Genomic DNA, 16,907 nt, shown 5'->3' with positions numbered 1-16,907 from the left:
GGTTATTTGCATGACTGACGAGCGCATCATTTCGGCCGAACCGGCCCCCGGCGAGCCCCATGACCGGGCCATGCGGCCGCAGGTGCTGGCGGATTTCGTCGGTCAGGAACAGGCCAAGGGCAATCTGAAGGTGTTCATCGAGGCGGCGCGCGGGCGCGGCGAGGCGATGGATCATGTGCTGCTGTTCGGACCGCCGGGGCTGGGCAAGACCACCCTGGCCCAGATCGTGGCGCGCGAGCTGGGGGTCGGCTTCCGCACCACCTCGGGGCCGATCCTGGCCAAGGCCGGGGATCTGGCGGCGATCCTGACCAATCTGGAACCGCGCGACGTGCTGTTCATCGACGAGATTCACCGGCTGGCCCCGACGGTCGAGGAAATCCTCTATCCGGCGATGGAGGACCATGTGCTGGACCTGATCATCGGCGAGGGGCCGTCGGCGCGGTCGGTGCGGATCGACCTGGCCCCGTTCACGCTGGTCGGGGCGACGACGCGGGCCGGGCTGCTGGCCACGCCTTTGCGCGATCGGTTCGGCATTCCGTTGCGGCTGGAATTCTATACGGCCGAGGAACTGATGCGGGTCATCAGCGGGGCGGCGCGCAAGCTGGGCGTGGGCATGACCGATGACGGCGCGCGCGAGATCGCCGGTCGGTCACGTGGCACGCCGCGGGTGGCCGGGCGGCTGCTGCGGCGGGTGCGCGATTTCGCCGGGGCCGAGGGCGCGTCAATCATTGACGGGCTGGTGGCGGCGCGGGCCCTGGCGCGGCTGGAAGTCGACGAAGCGGGGCTGGATTCGCTGGACCGGCGCTTCCTGCGAGCCCTGATCGAGAACTATGGCGGCGGCCCGGTCGGCATGGACACGCTGGCCGCAGCCATCGCCGAGGCGCGTGACGCGGTCGAGGATGTGATCGAACCCTATCTGCTGCAGCAGGGCTTCATCCAGCGCACGCCACGCGGACGGATGGCCTGCGCCCGCGCCTATGAGCATCTGGGTCTGACCGCGCCGCCCAAGCCGCCCGTCGCAGGTGCAGGAGATTTGTTTGAATGACCCGCGCAGTCGTTGACCGGTTGAGGACACGGTCGGCCCTGATCGTTCAGGCCCTCGTGACCGCGGTCGTCAGCCTTGTGGCCATTCGCGTGGCGGGTGGGGCGGTACCGGCAATCACGGTGCAGGCCGCGTCGTTGGGTCTCGGTGCCCTGCTGGCGGCCGCGTTCGCCTTCACCTCCTGGCGACCCGGCCGGATCGGCACGCCCGCGATCCTGGCCCTGTCGTTGATTGCCCTTCTGGCGACCCTGAACGGCAGCGCCGGCGGAGAGGTCAGTCGCTGGCTCGTCCTCGGACCGGTGATGATCCAGCCGGCGTCGATCCTGCTGCCGCTGGTCGTCTGGATGATGGCGGAGCGGACCGCTGACTGGATGGCAGGCGGTTTGACCGCAGCTCTCGCCCTGATGCTGGCGGTCCAGCCCGACGCCGCCTCCGCCACCGGCCTGCTGCTGGCGCTCGTCGGCATCGTGGTTGCCCGGCGCAGGCTGTCCTCGCCTGAGGGGGCGGCCATCCTGTGCGCGTTCGGTGCCTGTGTCTGGGCGTGGACGCGGGTCGATCTCCTGCCGGCCGTCCCGACGGTCGAGCGGATCGTGGTCACTGCCCTTGTCGCCCAACCGGCCGTCGGGGTTCTGGCCGGGCTGTTGCTGGTCCTGCTGCCGCTGCCCTTCGCCGTGCGGGCTTTTGCCGGGGTTCACCCGAAGAGCGTGACGGCCATCGCCCTGTTCGGTCTGTGGATCGGTCTGGTCGGGGCCAATTTCGTCGGAAACTATCCGGCGCCGGTGATCGGGTATGGCGCATCGCTGGTGCTGGGCTGGCTGATGTCTCTGGGTATCGTGGCCCGACGGCAGCTCGCGCAGGCGATCCCCTCCTGACCCCTTCACCCGACCGGCAAAGCCGGTCATGCTGACGTTTCAGACGGAGGCGGCATGCGGCGAGGCGCGATACGGTTCGACAGGGTGATCGCGGTGCTGGGCGTCGCCGTTCTGGTGCTGGGTGGGGTATTGTTGTGGCTGGCCACCCATGGTCAGGTCCCCGGCGTTGTGCGTGAGCCGGTGTCGGAACGGGTGCTGCGTCAGGCGCGCGAGCAGCTGGGCCCCCAGGCCGAAGTTCAGTTGATCGAGGCCGGTAGCGGCCGGGTGGTGTGCGGCTACCTGGCGGCCGAACCGCGTGGCGCGGCGGTGGGCTTCGTCTCCCGGCCCAACCGGATGCTGCTGAGCCACGATCCGCTAAGTACGGAGTTCCGTGCCATGCTGGCCGCCGACTGCCCGAACTTTCCAAAACCGGCGAACCCGCGGGCCATCCCATGACCGACACCCCGACCGCCGGCCGTTTTGACGGACGCGATCATCTGCTGCCCGTGCGGGTCTATTACGAGGACACCGACTTCACCGGTCTGGTCTATCACGCCAACTATGTCCGCTATCTGGAGCGGGGGCGGTCGGACTGTCTGCGGCTGATGGGAATCGGTCACGCCGACCTGCTGGACGGCGACCAGCCGATGGCCTTCGTCGTCTCGACGCTGGAGCTGAAATTCCTCAAGCCTGCCCGCATCGATAACGCGCTGGTGGTGCGCACCACCTATCAGGCGATCAAGGGACCGCGGCTGCTGATCGCGCAGGCGGTGGAACGGGGCGGTGATGTCCTGTGCCGGGCCGAGGTGGTGGCGGTGTGTATTCATCTGGATGGACGGCCGTGCCGCCCGACCCGGGCCCTGGTCGAGAAGGTCCGGCCGTGGCTGTCGCCGCAAGCTTGACGGTTCATGAACGTGTCAGGTGTAAGCAGGTGACGGAATCGCCCGTCCCCGCTAGACCCCGGGGACGATGCCACACAAAGGTCACGCCAGCCCGCAGGATAGGGTCGCAGACCGTGCCGAGGATTGAACCATGACCGTGCCCGCCGACGCCTCGATGATCAATCCCGTGGCGCTGTTCATGACCGCCGACTGGGTGGTGAAGGTCGTGATGGTCGGCCTCGGCGTCGCCTCGCTGTGGTCGTGGACGGTCATCATCGACAAGGCGGTCCGGTTCGCCAGTCTGAACCGGCAGGCCGCGGCCTTCGAGCGTGAGGTGGCCTCGGGTCGCCCGCTGGAGGAGATCGCCAATCGCGCCGGTCCCGAGCCGGCCCACGCCCTGCCGCGCATGCTGGTGATCGCCATCACCGACTGGCGCGAGGCGCGCAAGGGCGGAACCCTGACCGAGAGTCAGGGCAATATGCTGATGGCCCGGATCGACCGGGCGCTGGATGCGACCATCGCCCGCGAAGGCCAGCGGATCGAGGAAGGTCTGGGCGTGCTGTCGGTGGTGGCGACCTCGTCGCCGTTCATCGGCCTGTTCGGCACGGTCTGGGGCATCATGAACGCCTTCGACGCCATCGCCACGGCCGGGAACACCAATCTCACCACCGTGGCCCCGGCCATCGCCGAGGCCCTGTTCGCCACGGCCATCGGTCTGGCGGCGGCCATTCCGGCCTATATCGCCTACAATAAATTCTCGATCGACGCGGGCAAGTTCACCGGCCGGCTGGAGAGTTTCGCCGACGATCTGCAGGCCGCCGTGGCCCGTCGTCTGGGCGGCCCCACCTCGCCTGCGCCGGCACCGACGCCCACCGTCGACACCAGCTTCAACCGGGGCGTCTGACCCATGGCGATGGGTGGAGCCGGCGGCGGCGGACATGTGCGGGGACGGCGACGGGCGCGCAAGCGGCCGCTGAGCGAGATCAACGTCACGCCGCTGGTCGATGTGATGCTGGTGCTGCTGATCATCTTCATGATCTCGGCCCCGCTGCTGACGGTCGGCGTGCCGGTCGACCTGCCCAAGACCGAGGCCGGGGCGGTGGAGCAGAGCCGCGATCCGGTCAGTATCTCGATCGACCGCAACGGCAACATCTTCGTCGGCGAGAGCGAGACCCGCTGGGAGCAGCTGATCCTGCGCGTCGCCGAATCGGCGGGTGAGGCGGGTCGCGAGACGCCGGTGTTCATCCGCGCCGACGGCGCGGCCCCCTATCAGGCCGTGGCCCGGGTGATGGCGCGGCTCAGCGCCTCGGGTTTTTCCAAGCTGAACCTGATTACCGACACGGCTCCCCAGGCCAGCGCCGCGACCGATCCGGAGGGCTGATCCCTTGCGCCGGCCCAGTCCCGCGATTCTCGGTTCCATCGCCCTGCACGCGGGGGTGGTCGCGCTTGCCTTCGTGACCTTCGAACATCGCGACGAGCTGAAGCCGATGATCACGTCGGTGCCGGTGACCATCGTGTCGGACATGGTCATCGCCGCCGCGGCCGCAGACAATCCGGCCGAGACCCCGAGTGACGAGGACGCCTCGACCGCCCCGGTCGCCGAGGTCGAGCCGCTGCCGACCCCGACCGAGCCGGTTCCGCCCGTGCCGACGCCCACTCCGACGCCGCGCCCGGCCGAGCGCACGCCACCGCGCGCAACCCCGACGCCGCCCCGGCCGACGCCAACGCCACCGCGTCCGGCACCGCGCCGGGAAGAGCCGACCCTCGACCTCGATGCGCTGGCCGGTGCGCCGCGCACCACGCCCAACCGTGGCCGGGCCCCGGCGACAGGCCAGCAGGGCAGCGGCTCCGCCTCGCAGGCGACCGGGCCGCAGTCGACGGCCTTCTTCAACCAGATCTACCCCAACTGGATCCTGCCCTGTGACATCCCGGGGGCCAATGAACTGCGGATCCAGATCGATGTGACCCTGTCCAGCGACGGACGGATCACCTCGGGCCCGACATTGGTGTCGCCGCGCTCCGATGCGGTCTATCGCGCCGCTGCCGACGGGGCGATCCGGGCGCTGCGCCAGACTGCGCCGTTCGATGTGCCGTCCGGCTTCGAGGGCGGGGCGTTCAGACCCATCTTCAACACCGAACGCGCCTGCCGCGGCCGCTAGCGGCGGGAATTCGGCCGGGTGGTGCCGCCGTCCTCAAAGTCGCCCCATTCGGGCCGATGACTGGTCATTCGGGCCCGGTCTGGCGATAAGGGCGGGTCGAACTGAATCTGCCGGAGTGAACCATGCGTCTCAATCGTCTTCTCGCAACGGTCGCGGTCCTGGCGATGGCGGTGCCGTGGGCAGCCCAGACCCAGGCCCAGACACCGGCACGGCCGGGCCAGCCCGTTGAGGTCGAGATCGATCAGGGCGTCCTGCGGCCGCTGCAGATCGCCATCGCGCCCTTCGCCGGCCAGAACGGGGCCGAGCTGGCGGGCGTGGTCCGGGGTGACCTGCGCCGGTCGGGCTATTTCGAACCGCTGGATCCGGCCAGTTTCGTCGAGACCGGCCTGACCCTGGCCAATGCCCCCAACTTCCCGCAGTGGACGGCGATCGGGGCCCAGGCCGTGCTGTACGGCAGCGTCACGGCCCGTCCGGACGGGCGCAACGACGTCGGCTTCCGGCTGTATGACCCGTACCGCCAGTGCCAGTTGGTCAGCTATCAGTTCACCGCCACGCCCGAGCAGTGGCGCCGGATTGCCCACAAGATCGCCGACGTCGTCTATCAGCGGATGACCGGGGAATCCGGCTTCTTCGACAGCCGGGTTATCTTCGTGGCCGAGAGCGGCACCCAGCTGAACAAGCTGAGCCGCCTGACCATCTCGGACCAGGACGGCTACAATCCGGTGTTCCTGACCCAGGGCGACGAGGTGATCATGTCGCCGCGCTTCTCGACCTCGAACCCGGACGAGATCACCTATGTGGCGCTGGGCCGGGACTACAGCCGGATCTATATCTACAACCTGTCGACCGGCCGGCGCGAAAGCCTGGGCGAGTTCGACGGCCAGGTGCTGGCCCCGCGCTTCTCCAACGACGGGACGCGCATCGCCTTCTCGATCATCAAGGGCGGCAATACCGACGTCTGGGTTATCAATCTGCGGACCCGGCAGTTGTCGCGCCTGACCTCGGACCCCGGCATCGACACCTCGCCCTCGTTCAGCCCGGACGGGTCGCAGATCGTGTTCAACTCTGACCGGACCGGCACGCCGCGCCTGTATGTGATGCGGTCGGACGGCTCGGGCCAGCGCCCGATCTCGCGCGGTGGTGGCCTCTATACCTCGCCGGCGTGGAGCCCGCGTGGTGACATGATCGCCTTTACCAAACAGTCAGGCGGACGGTTCTCGACCGGGGTGATGAATACCGACGGCTCGGGCGAGCGTCTGCTGTCGTCGAGCTATTTCGAGGAGGGGCCGTCCTGGGCCCCCAATGGCCGCTATGTGATGTTCGCGCGCTCGGCTCCCGGCGGTGACGCCCGGCTGTGGACCGTTGATCTGAGCGGGCGGGTCGTGTCCCAGGCGGGCTATTCCGGACGCGGTTCGGATCCGGCCTGGTCACCCCTGCTGGACGGTCCGCCCTCCAACATCGGCTTCAACCAGAGCCCGGACAGCTGTCCGAATTGATCAGGGTTGTCGGGGCGGAGCCCACGCCTGCTCAACAGTTCGTTATCGCGGGATCGCTGCGGGTGAATTGGCTGGATCGCCGTTCGTAGTCCACTATAGCCGAGCTTAAGTGCCAATTTTCAGAACCATGCCAGGAGACGACCGGATGAAAACCTCGACCCTTTTGCGGCTCGCCCTCGTCGGCGTCGCCGTCACCGCCATGGCCGCCTGTGCGCCGCGCCGTCCGGTTGAGGGCGCCGTTCCGGCGGCCCCGGCCGGTCCGCAATATCCGACCGCCCCGACCGGGCCGGTGACCGGTGCACCGGTCGGTTCCGTCATGCCCGGCTCGGAGCAGGACTTCGTCGTCAACATCGGCGACCGGGTCTATTTCGATCTGAACATGTACCAGATCCGCCCTGAGGCCTTCGCCCGTCTCGACGCCCAGGCCCAGTGGCTGCAGCGTTACCCGCAGGTGACGATCCGGATCGAGGGCAATGCCGACGAGCGCGGCACCCGCGAGTACAATCTGGCCCTGGCCGCCCGTCGCGCCGAGTCGGTCCGCAACTATCTGGTCGACCGCGGCATTCCCGCCGGCCGGATCGACACCATCAGCTACGGCAAGGAGCGTCCGATCGCCGAGGGATCGAACGAGGCCGCCTGGGCGCGCAACCGCAACGCCCACACCGCCATCGTCTCCGGCGCGCCGCGCTGACGCCAAACCTCCTCCCTGCCGCGGTGCGGCGGGGAGGAGTCGCCTTGCGGGTGCCGCAAAACGGTGGGACCGTTGATCCATGACGCTTAAACCTGACCTGTTCCGCTCGAAGAAGGCCGTGCTGACGGCCATCGGCCTGGCGCTGATTGCCGGGACGACCGTCGCCCAGACCGTGACCAACGAGCCGATCCAGTGGGACAAGCGCCGGCTGGAGCAGCTGGAACGCACCGTGCGTCGCGTCGACCGGGCCCTGAACCAGGCCAATGCGGCCGGTGAGCCCTTCATTCTGCAAACCGACCCCGAGGTTCTGGCCGTGCAGGGGCGGGTCTCGACCCTGGATCGCCGGGTCGATGACCTCGAGGCGACCCTGCAGCGGGTCAATGGCGACGTCGAGCGCCTGACCTTTCAGCTGGAAGAGGCGTCGCGAGACAATTCTGCCCTGCGGACGCGCCTGAACGATTTCGAGCGGCGGGTGAAGGCCATCGAGGATGCCGCCCGGGCCGACGCCGAGCTGAACGGGCCGGTTGTGGCCAATTCGCCGACCGGGAACGCCGCCGGAGATCTGGCTGCAGCCGTGCGTCTGGTCACCGCCGAGCCGGCCCGTGGCGGCCGTGCACTGGAGACGGTCGTGGTGACCTGGCCCGACACCCCCCAGGCGCGCGAAGCCAATGTGGCCCTGGGCGACATGCGGGTCGCGGCCCGTGATCAGGCCGGTGCGGTCCAGGCCTTTGCCGCCGCGCTGAGCGGCTGGCCGCGGACCCCCTGGGCCGCGGAGACGACCCTGAAACTGGCCTCGGCGCTGGAAGCCAGCGATCGCGACACCCAGGCCTGTGGCGCGCTGGGTGAGTTCACCCGTCGCTATGCCGAGGGCGCGACCCCGGCCCTGCGCACCCGTGCCACCCAGTTGAAAACCCGCGCCGGGTGCAGCTGACGCCGACCGGGGCCGACGCGACGACTCCGGCCGCGGGCCTGGCGTCGCGGGTCTTCGACCGGCTGGATGCCCGTCTCGAATTCAATGTTGAGCGGCCGGTGGTCCTGGCCCTGTCGGGCGGCGGTGACTCCATGGCGCTGCTGGACCTGGCGGCCCTGTGGGCGGCGCGACGCGGACGTCGCCTGCTGGCCGTCACCGTCGATCATGGACTGAACCCGGACAGCGGGCGCTGGAATGCCATCGCCGCCCGGGCCGCGGCCGCGGTCGGGGTCGAGTGGCGTGGCATCCGCTGGGAGGGCCCCCGGCCGTCGACCGGTCTGCCGGCGGCCGCGCGCGCCGCGCGGCATGCGCTGATCGCCGATGTCGCGCGCGAGGCCGGCGCGCGGGTCATGCTGTTTGCCCATACGTCGTCCGATGTGGCCGAGGCCGACTGGATGCGCGCCCGTGGCTCGAGCCTGGGCCGTATCCGCGCCTGGGCCCCGTCCCCGGCCTGGCCGCAGGGGCGGGGGCTGATGCTGCTGCGCCCCCTGCTGCCCGAGAGCCGCGAACGGGTGCGAACCTATCTGGCGGAGCGCGGGCTGGGCTGGGTCGAGGATCCCGGCAATGTCGATCCACGCTATGCCCGCAGCCGGGCCCGCCAGGATCTGGCGGCTGTCGGCGCGGTCCCGGTACCGCCCCCCCAACCCCGGGCCATTCGAGGACCGGCCCCGAAGGTTTCGGCGATCGGCATTGTCCAGCTGTCGCGGGCGGCCAGCGCCAGAACCCTGGCCACGGCCGCGGTCTGCGCCGGAGGCGGCAGCCGTCCGCCGCGCGGCGAACGATTGACCCGGCTGCTGGTACGGCTGGCGGCGGGTGAGGATTTCACCGCGGCGATGTGCGGCGCGCGGATCGAGGCGCTGGGGCCCCGGGTGACCCTGATGCGTGAGGCGGGGGAGTTCGTGCGGTTTCCGCCGACGCCACAGGTGGCCAAGGCGGGCGGCCGGCTGATCTGGGACGGACGGTTCGAACTGGCGACGCTGGCGGCGGGGACCCGGGTGGTGGCCGCCGCGGGTCGACTGGCGCAACTTTCGCCCCAGGATCGCCTGAGCCTGACCCGCCTGCCGGCCGCCGTCCGGCCGACCCTGCCTGTCCTGATCCGGGAAGGGTCGACTGCACCGGTTCTTGCAGGGCGGGCCGGTGACGCACGGTGTCTGGTCGGCGAGCGCCTGGCCCTGGCGTTGGACGAAACGACGCATGAGACGGGCCTTGGCGACGCGCTGCATGGCGCAAAGCCTCCGGACCCCCTATTTTCTCTCTGAACCATCCCAGACCGGCCCGGCACCTTCGCCGAACCGGCTTGCAAGACAAGCGACCGAGGACCGAATGAACCTTCGCAACATGGCCATTTTCAGCGCCATTCTCCTGATGCTGCTGGCCGCGACCCTGCTGTTCGACCGGGAAGGCGGCCTGACGCCCGGGGCCGGAGGCGCGGCCGCGGCCAAGCCGGAGGTCATCAACTATTCGCAGCTGGTCACCGCCGTGCAGGGCGAACAGATCACCGATGCGGTGGTCAAGGGTGACGAGATCACCGGCACGCTGAAGGACGACAGCAAATTTACCACCATCACCCCCTATCCCAATCTGGAACTGGTTGAGTCGATCCGGGCCTCCGGTGCGCAGGTCGACGTCAAGACGACCAAGTCGCCGTGGTGGATGGGCGCGCTCAGCCTGCTGCTGCCGGTCGGTCTGATCATCGTCTTCTGGCTTTTCATCATGAACCGGATGCAGGGCGGCGCACGCGGGGCCATGGGCTTCGGCAAGTCCAAGGCCAAGCTGCTGACCGAGCACAAGGGGCGCAAGACCTTTGAGGACGTCGCCGGGGTCGATGAGGCCAAGGAGGAGCTGTCCGAGGTCGTCGAATTCCTGAAGGACCCGGGCAAGTTCCAGCGTCTTGGCGGCAAGATTCCCAAGGGGGCGCTGCTGGTCGGACCTCCCGGTACCGGCAAGACCCTGCTGGCCCGTGCCGTGGCCGGGGAGGCGGGCGTGCCCTTCTTCTCGATCTCCGGCTCGGACTTCGTCGAGATGTTCGTCGGCGTCGGTGCCAGCCGCGTGCGTGACATGTTCGAACAGGCCAAGAAGAATGCGCCCTGCATCATCTTCATCGACGAGATCGATGCGGTCGGTCGTCATCGCGGCGCCGGTGTCGGTGGCGGCAATGACGAGCGCGAACAGACGCTGAACCAGCTGCTGGTCGAGATGGACGGCTTCGAAGCCAATGAAGGCATCATCCTGATCGCCGCCACCAACCGGCCTGACGTGCTGGACCCGGCTCTGCTGCGTCCCGGTCGCTTCGACCGCCAGGTGGTGGTGCCCAATCCCGACGTCGGCGGTCGCGAGAAGATCCTGCGCGTCCACATGAAGGATGTGCCGCTGGCCGCGGACGTCAACGTCAAGACCATCGCGCGCGGTACGCCCGGCTTCTCCGGGGCCGATCTGGCCAATCTGGTCAATGAGGCGGCGCTGATGGCGGCGCGCAAGGATCGCCGCATGGTCACCCATCGCGATTTCGAGGACGCCAAGGACCGGGTGCTGATGGGGGCCGAACGCAAATCCATGGCCATGAGCGACGAAGAGAAGCGGATGACCGCCTATCACGAGGGCGGCCACGCCATCGTCGCCATCAACGTCAAGATGGCCGACCCGGTGCACAAGGCCACCATCGTGCCGCGCGGTCAGGCCCTGGGCATGGTCATGCAGCTGCCGGAAGGTGATCGCTATTCGCTGAAATACCAGCAGATGATCGACACCATCGCCATTATGGCCGGCGGCCGGGTGGCCGAGGAGCTGATCTTCGGCAAGTCCAACATCACCTCGGGCGCCTCGTCCGACATCCGTCAGGCGACCAAGCTGGCGCGCCGGATGGTGACCCAGTGGGGCTTCTCCGACGTGCTGGGCACGGTGGCCTATGGCGACAATGAGCAGGAGGTCTTCCTCGGCCATTCCGTGGCCCGCAGTCAGAATGTCTCCGAGGAGACGGCACGGATCATCGACGCCGAGGTCAAGCGACTGGTCACCGACGGCTGGAACGAGGCGCGCAAGATCCTGAAGAAGAAGGCCGGCGATCTCGAGAAGCTGGCCCAGGCCCTGCTGGAATACGAGACCCTGTCGGGTGACGAGATCCGCGACCTGCTGGAGAAGGGCATCGCCCCCGAACGGGACGAGGCCAAATTCCCCGTCAGCGGCCCGTCGGTCTCGGTGCCGATCACGCCGGCCGCGGAACCGGCAGTGGAGACCGTGCCGACCGTTCACTGATACGGGGCGTTGTTCCCGGAGAGGCGCATGGTTCGACTATGCGCCTCTCATTTTGACGAACCAGTTTGTATTACAAACAGGTCTATGCAATATCCCAACCGTCGATGTACGGAGGGAGCGACATGACACAGGTTGAAATTCCGGCGGGAGACCGTCTGCACGGGCTCGATGCCCTGCGCGGCACGGCCCTGTTGCTGGGGGTCGTGCTGCACGCGGCCCTGGCCTATTTCCCGGTCACGATCTGGATCGTGCCGGACACGGACAACTCGCCGGTCGCCAGCGTCCTGTTCTTCGCCATCCATCTGTTCCGGATGACCAGCTTTTTCCTGATCGCCGGTCTGTTCGCCCATATGACGCTGCACCGGCGCGGGACCCTCGGTTTCATCAGAGATCGGCTGAGCCGAATCGCGGGGCCGCTGTTGGTCCTGTGGGCCCCGATCTTCGCGTCGTTTGTCGCGGTGCTGATCTGGATGGCGGCGATCCGCAACGGCGGGGTGATCCCGACCGACGGTCCGCCGCCGCCGGCGATGACGGTCGGTAACTTTCCCCTGACCCATCTGTGGTTCCTGTGGGTGCTGCTGATTTTCTACGGTGCGATGACGGTGCTGCGCGCGCCGTTCGCCGCTCTGGATCGTGGCGGCGGCTGGGGACGGGTCGTCGACCGCGTCACCGGAGCCCTGATCGGTCCGTGGACCCCGGCCCTGATGGCCGCGCCGCTGGCGGTTGCCTTCTGGCTGACACCGGACTGGATTCCATTCTTTGGCATTCCGACGCCGGACACCGGACTGGTTCCCAACCCTGTGGCGCTGACGGCCTTCGGCACCGCCTTTGGTCTCGGCATTCTGCTGGACCGCCGCCGCGATCTGCTGGGCCGCATCGAGCGGCTGTGGCCGGTGTTCACCGTGGTGGCGCTGGGAGTCGGAACCGGGGCTCTGGTGCTGGCGGGCGGACCGGTGCCGCAACTGGAGCCCGTGACCGATCCGGACCTTAAGGCCGGGCTGGCGGTGGTCATGGCCCTGGCCGTGTTCGCCTCGACCTTCGCCGTCCTGTCCCTGGCCCTGCGCTTCGCCTCGGGCCGCAGCGCCGTCCGCCGCTATCTGGCCGACGCCTCCTACTGGATCTATCTCATCCATCTGCCTCTGGTCATGGTCGGACAAGTGCTGCTGGTGAATGCGGTCCTGCCGTGGTTCGTCAAGTTCGGTCTGGTGATCGGCGGCACGATGGTCGTCAGCCTGCTGACCTACGAACTGCTGATCCGCCACAGCTTCATGGGCCGCTGGCTGAACGGTCGACGTGTCCCGTGGCGTCGGGTGCCCGAAGCCGCGCCCGTCCCCGCCGAATAGCTTGCCAATATCGGCTGGCTCGTTCACCTCCGGGTGGCGAGCCGGTCCCGGAGAATCGCCCATGCCGACCAAGTCCGCCAAACCCCGCCCGCATTCGCCCGAAGACGATCTGGCCTTCATGCGTTCGATTGTCGAAGGCGGCTGGCGTCCACCCCTGACCCTGGCCATCTGCTACCTGGCCGGCGGCCTGCTCTACGGCCTGCAGTGCCTGTTCCATATCGGTCAGGCGACCGGGTTGATCGACTGGCCCGATCTCGCCAATCTGGCCTTTGTCGTCGGGATCACTGTCAGCTTCCTGTTGGTCCTGACCTGGGCCATCCTCAGAGACCGCCGGGAGGGCCCCGCCAATCGCGGACCGCTGGCCGCCCGCACGCTCAGCGCGGCCTTCAGCGCCACCGGCATGGCCAACGCCGCCGTGCTCATCGTCTTCGGCGTGGGGGCTGTGCGGGATCAGGATTTCGCCATCTGGCTCTACTACGCCTCCATCGTCTTCGCCCTGCAGGCGGCGGCCTGGTACATGGCGTGGACGCTGAAGCGGAAGGGCTGGATGCTGGCCACGGCGCTGGGCGGCTGGGCCACGGCGGTGGCGCTGGGCGTGCTGGTGCGCGAGCCCTTGTGGTATCTCGGGGTCTGCACCGTCGCTCTGTTCCTGCTGTTCGCCCTGCCGGGCTGGATCATGTTCCGCGACGCCCGCGCCGCGTCGACGGCCGGCTGAATCCGCCATGGGAGTCGGCGACCTCGGCAAGATTGATGACGTCATCCACGGCCGCATGCGGCTGGGGGTCATGGTCTATCTGGCGGACGCCGAGAGCGCGGAATTCACCGAGCTGAAGACGGCGCTGGAGGCGACCCAGGGCAATCTGTCCGTCCATCTGAAGAAGCTGGAAGAGGCGGGCTATGTCGCCATCGACAAGAGTTTTCATAACAACAAGCCCCTGACCCGGGTGACGATCACCCGGGCCGGGCGGACCGCGTTCGGGGCCTATCTCGAAGCGCTGGCCGGGCTGATCGGCGGAGGCAGCACATGAGCCGGCCGCAGGTCATGGGCATCGTCAATGTCACGCCGGACAGCTTCTCGGACGGCGGGCGGCTAGCCACGGTCGAGGCGGCGGTGGCGCACGGCCTGCGGCTGGTGAAACAGGGGGCCGACAGTCTCGACATCGGCGGCGAGAGCACCCGTCCGGGGGCGGCACCTGTCAATGCCGCCGAGGAGATGGCCCGGGTCCTGCCGGTGATCGCCGGGCTGCGTGCTCGCTGGGCCGGAACGATCAGTATCGACACCATGAAGCCCGAGGTGGCGCGGGCGGCGATCGGGGCCGGGGCGTCGATCTGGAACGATGTGACGGCTCTGGGCGGCGCGCCGGACAGCGCCGCCGTGGCCGCCGAGCTCGGCTGCACGGTGGTGTTGATACATATGCAGGGCGAACCGCGCACCATGCAGGCCAACCCTCACTATACCGACGTGCTGACCGAGGTGACGGACTGGCTGACCGACCGGGCGGAGGCGGCGATGGCGGCCGGGGTGGCGCGCGGGCGGATATGGCTGGATCCGGGCATCGGCTTCGGCAAGACCGCGGCGCACAATCTGGCGCTGACGGCCGGGCTGGACCGGCTGGTCGCGACCGGGTTTCCGGTGCTGTACGGGGCCAGCCGCAAGCGGACGATCCAGTCGATTGATCCGTCGGCGGTCGAGGCCGGGGACCGGCTGGGCGGGTCACTGGCCCTGGCGCTGGAGGCGGCGCGGCGCGGCGCGGCGGTGATCCGGGTCCACGACGTGCGCGAGACGGTGCAGGCCCTCGCGGTTCAGGGGGCCGTCTGCGCGTCGATGAACTGATACAGCATGATCAGATTGCCGCAGGTATCGTTCAGTGTCGCCCCGCGGACCTCGCCCATGTCCTGCGGCGGACCGCGGAATTCGACACCCAAGCCGGTCAGGCGCCCATAGTCCGCGTCGATATCGGCGACTTCGAAGCCCGTCCACGGAATGCCCTGTTCGACCATCCAGGCCTGAAACGCCGCGAACTCGGGCCGCTGGCTGCCGGGCTCGATCGACAACTCGGTCCCGTCCGGTTCGGCGGGCGAGACCACGGTCAGATAGCGGACCGGTCCCATCGGGATGTTGCGCTTCACCTGGAAGCCCAGTTTGTCGACATAGAAGCGCTCGGCCGCATCCTGATCGGGCACGCCAATGCTGGTCAGTTTTATCCGGATCATGCGTCAGTCTCCCCCGTGCCCGGCCGATTGTCGAGGCGAACAGGGTCAATTACCAGGGCAGGGTCCGTCCAGATGTACCGCCGGGGAGGCGGGAAGTCCTTGCGGGCGCGCACAATCCATCTTGCCGAAACGGCGCGGATTGGCCATCCAGCCCGGATGACCCTGCCCCTCGGACGTGTCCTGATCATTGCCGGCTCCGATTCCGGCGGCGGGGCGGGCCTGCAGGCCGACATCAAGGCCGTGACCATGCTGGGCGGTTATGCGGCCACGGCCGTCACCGCCATCACCGTGCAGAACACCCTGGGGGTCCACGGCGTACATCCGTTGCCGCTGGACCTGATCGAGGCCCAGGCGCGGGCGGTTCTGGACGACATCGGGGCCGATGCGATCAAGACCGGCATGCTGGGCACGGTCGAGGTGGTCGAGCGGGTCGCGGCCATTCTCGACAGCTCGGACGCGCCGGTGGTGGTTGATCCGGTGATGATCGCCAAGGGCGGCGCGCCGCTGCTGCAGGCGGCGGGCATCGCCGCGGTCCGGTCGTTGATGGTGCCGCGCGCGGCCCTGCTGACGCCCAATGCGCCCGAGGCCGAGGCCCTGACCGGGATCACCGTCGCTGATCTGGACGGCCAGCGCCGGGCGGGCGCGGCCCTGCTGGCCCTCGGGGCGAGGGCGGTGCTGATGAAGGGTGGCCATGTGCCCGGCGACACGGTCATCGATCTGCTGCTGACGGCTGACGGCGAAACCCGGATGGAGGGGCCGCGGCTCGACACCCGCCACACCCACGGCACCGGCTGCACCCTGGCCAGCGCCTGCGCCGCCGGGATCGCGCGGGGTCTGCCGCTGGACACCGCCGTGGCCGAGGCCCGCGTCTATGTGTTCGAGGCCATCCGCCGCGCGCCCGGGCTCGGCGGCGGGCACGGGCCGCTGGATCACGGCTGGCCGCTGAGGGACCGGAAATGAGCGATCCTGAGACGAAGCTGGCGGCCATCGTCCGCAACAATCCGCAGCTGATGCAGGTGCTGACGACAGTGCGGGGGCTGGACCTGCCGGACTGGCGGGTGTTCTCCGGGGCGGTCTATCAGGCGGTCTGGAACGCGCAGACCGGTCGGCCGGTCGGCTATGGCATCAAGGACTATGACCTGGGCTATTTCGACCCGGACACCAGCTGGGACGCGGAGGACGTCGTGATCAAACGGGTCGCCGCCGCCTTCGAGTCGCCGCTGCGGGATCTGGTCGAGGTGCGCAATCAGGCGCGGGTGCATCTGTGGTTTGAGGAGAGGTTCGGCGAGTCCTACGAGCCGCTGACCGGCACCGACGAGGCCCTGTCGCGCTTCGTCGCCCCGGCCTTCGCCGTCGGGGTGCGGCTGGAGGCCGATGACACGGTCAGCGTCGCCGCCCCGTTCGGGCTGGAGGATGTGTTTTCGATGACCCTGCGGCCCAATCCGGTGCGAGGTGTGGCGCGCGGCTGGCAGCGCACGGTGGAGAATGCGCGGGGTCGCTGGCCGGAGTTGACGGTCGTCGAGCCGTAACGTTTCCCGTATTCCCGAACATCGGGAGGGAGGGGGTTGCCTATTCCTGGCGCGGTGCCAGCCGCAGATAGATCCCCCGATCGACCTTCTCCATATGCCTGAGTGGGTCGGCGGACTCGAATCCGTGTTGTTCGTAAAGCCCATGGGCGTCTGCCGTGGCCAGACCCCAACGGCGCAGGTCCCGCAGACGGGGTTCGGCCATGACGGCGTCCATCAGGGTCTTGCCCAGACCCCGACCGCGCGCCCCGGCGTCGATGAAAACATCGCACAGCCAGGCGAAGGTGGCCCCGTCGGTCACCACCCGGGCGAAGCCGATCAGTCGATCCGACTCAAACAGGCCGAAACAGATCGAACTCTGGCAGGCACGCTCGAATGTCGGCCACGGGATGGACGCGCCCCAATAGCTCTCCTCGGCAATCCAGCGCCAGGCGATGCGCAGGTCGTCTTCGGTCAGTTCGGTGCGCAGTTCGGGCATGGGT

The 16,907-nt window shown here is 68.6% G+C and carries 20 protein-coding genes; 18 read left to right on the top strand and 2 right to left on the bottom strand.

Annotated elements, in window-relative coordinates:
- The first annotated feature begins 10 nt into the window (after positions 1-10).
- The 16 genes from ruvB (at position 11) to folP (ending at position 14,519) form a co-directional block, all read left to right on the top strand.
- Positions 11-1,045: a Holliday junction branch migration DNA helicase RuvB gene (gene ruvB, locus AAC067_RS13635; RefSeq protein ID WP_339933398.1), complete on the top strand. Its 1,035-nt coding sequence runs from the start codon at positions 11-13 to the stop codon at positions 1,043-1,045.
- On the top strand, positions 1,042-1,914 hold the full coding sequence (locus AAC067_RS13630) for a hypothetical protein (RefSeq protein WP_339933397.1): 873 nt from the start codon (positions 1,042-1,044) through the stop codon (positions 1,912-1,914). Before ruvB ends, AAC067_RS13630 begins: the two co-directional genes overlap by 4 nt.
- 54 nt (positions 1,915-1,968) lie before the next feature.
- On the top strand, positions 1,969-2,349 hold the full coding sequence (locus tag AAC067_RS13625; protein ID WP_339933396.1) for a hypothetical protein: 381 nt from the start codon (positions 1,969-1,971) through the stop codon (positions 2,347-2,349).
- The gene (locus AAC067_RS13620; RefSeq protein ID WP_339933395.1) at positions 2,346-2,795 is read left to right on the top strand and encodes a YbgC/FadM family acyl-CoA thioesterase; all 450 of its coding nucleotides are present in this window, start codon (positions 2,346-2,348) and stop codon (positions 2,793-2,795) included. The genes AAC067_RS13625 and AAC067_RS13620 overlap by 4 nt, the downstream gene beginning before the upstream one ends.
- A 130-nt stretch (positions 2,796-2,925) precedes the next feature.
- Entirely contained in the window at positions 2,926-3,678 is a 753-nt protein-coding gene (tolQ, locus tag AAC067_RS13615; protein WP_339933394.1) for a protein TolQ, read from the top strand.
- A gap of 3 nt (positions 3,679-3,681) precedes the next feature.
- On the top strand, positions 3,682-4,155 hold the full coding sequence (locus AAC067_RS13610) for an ExbD/TolR family protein (protein ID WP_339933393.1): 474 nt from the start codon (positions 3,682-3,684) through the stop codon (positions 4,153-4,155).
- A 4-nt stretch (positions 4,156-4,159) separates the two neighbouring features.
- Positions 4,160-4,933: a hypothetical protein gene (locus AAC067_RS13605; protein WP_339933392.1), complete on the top strand. Its 774-nt coding sequence runs from the start codon at positions 4,160-4,162 to the stop codon at positions 4,931-4,933.
- A 122-nt stretch (positions 4,934-5,055) separates the two neighbouring features.
- Positions 5,056-6,429, top strand: a complete 1,374-nt coding sequence (gene tolB / locus AAC067_RS13600; protein ID WP_339933391.1) for a Tol-Pal system beta propeller repeat protein TolB — start codon at positions 5,056-5,058, stop codon at positions 6,427-6,429.
- Between the two features lie 145 nt (positions 6,430-6,574).
- Complete coding sequence (pal, locus tag AAC067_RS13595) at positions 6,575-7,120, top strand: peptidoglycan-associated lipoprotein Pal (protein ID WP_339933390.1); 546 nt, start codon at positions 6,575-6,577, stop codon at positions 7,118-7,120.
- Positions 7,121-7,199: 79 nt separating this feature from the next.
- A complete protein-coding gene (locus tag AAC067_RS13590; RefSeq protein WP_339933389.1) occupies positions 7,200-8,051 on the top strand; it encodes a tol-pal system protein in 852 nt (283 codons plus the stop codon).
- Complete coding sequence (gene tilS / locus AAC067_RS13585; protein WP_339933388.1) at positions 8,042-9,349, top strand: tRNA lysidine(34) synthetase TilS; 1,308 nt, start codon at positions 8,042-8,044, stop codon at positions 9,347-9,349. Before AAC067_RS13590 ends, tilS begins: the two co-directional genes overlap by 10 nt.
- A 64-nt stretch (positions 9,350-9,413) precedes the next feature.
- Positions 9,414-11,342 (top strand): ATP-dependent zinc metalloprotease FtsH, encoded by a 1,929-nt coding sequence (ftsH, locus tag AAC067_RS13580; RefSeq protein ID WP_339933387.1) that lies wholly within the window; start codon positions 9,414-9,416, stop codon positions 11,340-11,342.
- A gap of 122 nt (positions 11,343-11,464) precedes the next feature.
- Complete coding sequence (locus AAC067_RS13575) at positions 11,465-12,685, top strand: acyltransferase family protein (RefSeq protein WP_339933386.1); 1,221 nt, start codon at positions 11,465-11,467, stop codon at positions 12,683-12,685.
- Positions 12,686-12,746: 61 nt separating this feature from the next.
- Positions 12,747-13,400, top strand: coding sequence for a hypothetical protein (locus tag AAC067_RS13570; protein ID WP_339933385.1), 654 nt, complete (start codon positions 12,747-12,749; stop codon positions 13,398-13,400).
- A 7-nt stretch (positions 13,401-13,407) separates the two neighbouring features.
- Complete coding sequence (locus AAC067_RS13565) at positions 13,408-13,713, top strand: transcriptional regulator (protein ID WP_339933384.1); 306 nt, start codon at positions 13,408-13,410, stop codon at positions 13,711-13,713.
- Complete coding sequence (gene folP / locus AAC067_RS13560) at positions 13,710-14,519, top strand: dihydropteroate synthase (RefSeq protein WP_339933383.1); 810 nt, start codon at positions 13,710-13,712, stop codon at positions 14,517-14,519. Before AAC067_RS13565 ends, folP begins: the two co-directional genes overlap by 4 nt.
- Here the strand turns inward: folP and AAC067_RS13555 are convergent.
- On the bottom strand, positions 14,489-14,899 hold the full coding sequence (locus tag AAC067_RS13555) for a VOC family protein (protein ID WP_339933382.1): 411 nt from the start codon (positions 14,897-14,899) through the stop codon (positions 14,489-14,491). The genes folP and AAC067_RS13555 overlap by 31 nt on opposite strands.
- A gap of 156 nt (positions 14,900-15,055) precedes the next feature.
- On the opposite strand from AAC067_RS13555, the gene thiD reads away from it, so the two are divergent.
- Positions 15,056-15,859, top strand: coding sequence for a bifunctional hydroxymethylpyrimidine kinase/phosphomethylpyrimidine kinase (thiD, locus tag AAC067_RS13550; RefSeq protein WP_339933381.1), 804 nt, complete (start codon positions 15,056-15,058; stop codon positions 15,857-15,859).
- Positions 15,856-16,428 (top strand): nucleotidyltransferase family protein, encoded by a 573-nt coding sequence (locus tag AAC067_RS13545; RefSeq protein ID WP_339933380.1) that lies wholly within the window; start codon positions 15,856-15,858, stop codon positions 16,426-16,428. Before thiD ends, AAC067_RS13545 begins: the two co-directional genes overlap by 4 nt.
- Positions 16,429-16,468: 40 nt before the next feature.
- Here the strand turns inward: AAC067_RS13545 and AAC067_RS13540 are convergent, their stop codons facing one another.
- Entirely contained in the window at positions 16,469-16,903 is a 435-nt protein-coding gene (locus tag AAC067_RS13540) for a GNAT family N-acetyltransferase (RefSeq protein WP_339933379.1), read from the bottom strand.
- Positions 16,904-16,907 lie beyond the last annotated feature (4 nt).

It is taken from the genome of uncultured Brevundimonas sp., assembly GCF_963977465.1.
Classification (GTDB): domain Bacteria; phylum Pseudomonadota; class Alphaproteobacteria; order Caulobacterales; family Caulobacteraceae; genus Brevundimonas.
Note: the sequence above shows the minus strand (reverse complement) of the source record. Positions and strands in the feature narration are given on the sequence as shown.

What these genes read in the sequence shown, in the direction of transcription:
- ruvB (WP_339933398.1), top strand. Translation starts at nt 11, where the DNA reads ATGACTGACGAGCGCATCATTTCGGCCGAACCGGCCCCCGGCGAGCCC.
- AAC067_RS13630 (WP_339933397.1), top strand. Translation starts at nt 1,042, where the DNA reads ATGACCCGCGCAGTCGTTGACCGGTTGAGGACACGGTCGGCCCTGATC.
- AAC067_RS13625 (WP_339933396.1), top strand. Translation starts at nt 1,969, where the DNA reads ATGCGGCGAGGCGCGATACGGTTCGACAGGGTGATCGCGGTGCTGGGC.
- AAC067_RS13620 (WP_339933395.1), top strand. Translation starts at nt 2,346, where the DNA reads ATGACCGACACCCCGACCGCCGGCCGTTTTGACGGACGCGATCATCTG.
- tolQ (WP_339933394.1), top strand. Translation starts at nt 2,926, where the DNA reads ATGACCGTGCCCGCCGACGCCTCGATGATCAATCCCGTGGCGCTGTTC.
- AAC067_RS13610 (WP_339933393.1), top strand. Translation starts at nt 3,682, where the DNA reads ATGGCGATGGGTGGAGCCGGCGGCGGCGGACATGTGCGGGGACGGCGA.
- tolB (WP_339933391.1), top strand. Translation starts at nt 5,056, where the DNA reads ATGCGTCTCAATCGTCTTCTCGCAACGGTCGCGGTCCTGGCGATGGCG.
- pal (WP_339933390.1), top strand. Translation starts at nt 6,575, where the DNA reads ATGAAAACCTCGACCCTTTTGCGGCTCGCCCTCGTCGGCGTCGCCGTC.
- AAC067_RS13590 (WP_339933389.1), top strand. Translation starts at nt 7,200, where the DNA reads ATGACGCTTAAACCTGACCTGTTCCGCTCGAAGAAGGCCGTGCTGACG.
- ftsH (WP_339933387.1), top strand. Translation starts at nt 9,414, where the DNA reads ATGAACCTTCGCAACATGGCCATTTTCAGCGCCATTCTCCTGATGCTG.
- AAC067_RS13575 (WP_339933386.1), top strand. Translation starts at nt 11,465, where the DNA reads ATGACACAGGTTGAAATTCCGGCGGGAGACCGTCTGCACGGGCTCGAT.
- AAC067_RS13570 (WP_339933385.1), top strand. Translation starts at nt 12,747, where the DNA reads ATGCCGACCAAGTCCGCCAAACCCCGCCCGCATTCGCCCGAAGACGAT.
- AAC067_RS13565 (WP_339933384.1), top strand. Translation starts at nt 13,408, where the DNA reads ATGGGAGTCGGCGACCTCGGCAAGATTGATGACGTCATCCACGGCCGC.
- folP (WP_339933383.1), top strand. Translation starts at nt 13,710, where the DNA reads ATGAGCCGGCCGCAGGTCATGGGCATCGTCAATGTCACGCCGGACAGC.
- AAC067_RS13555 (WP_339933382.1), bottom strand. Translation starts at nt 14,899, where the DNA reads ATGATCCGGATAAAACTGACCAGCATTGGCGTGCCCGATCAGGATGCG.
- thiD (WP_339933381.1), top strand. Translation starts at nt 15,056, where the DNA reads ATGACCCTGCCCCTCGGACGTGTCCTGATCATTGCCGGCTCCGATTCC.
- AAC067_RS13545 (WP_339933380.1), top strand. Translation starts at nt 15,856, where the DNA reads ATGAGCGATCCTGAGACGAAGCTGGCGGCCATCGTCCGCAACAATCCG.
- AAC067_RS13540 (WP_339933379.1), bottom strand. Translation starts at nt 16,903, where the DNA reads ATGCCCGAACTGCGCACCGAACTGACCGAAGACGACCTGCGCATCGCC.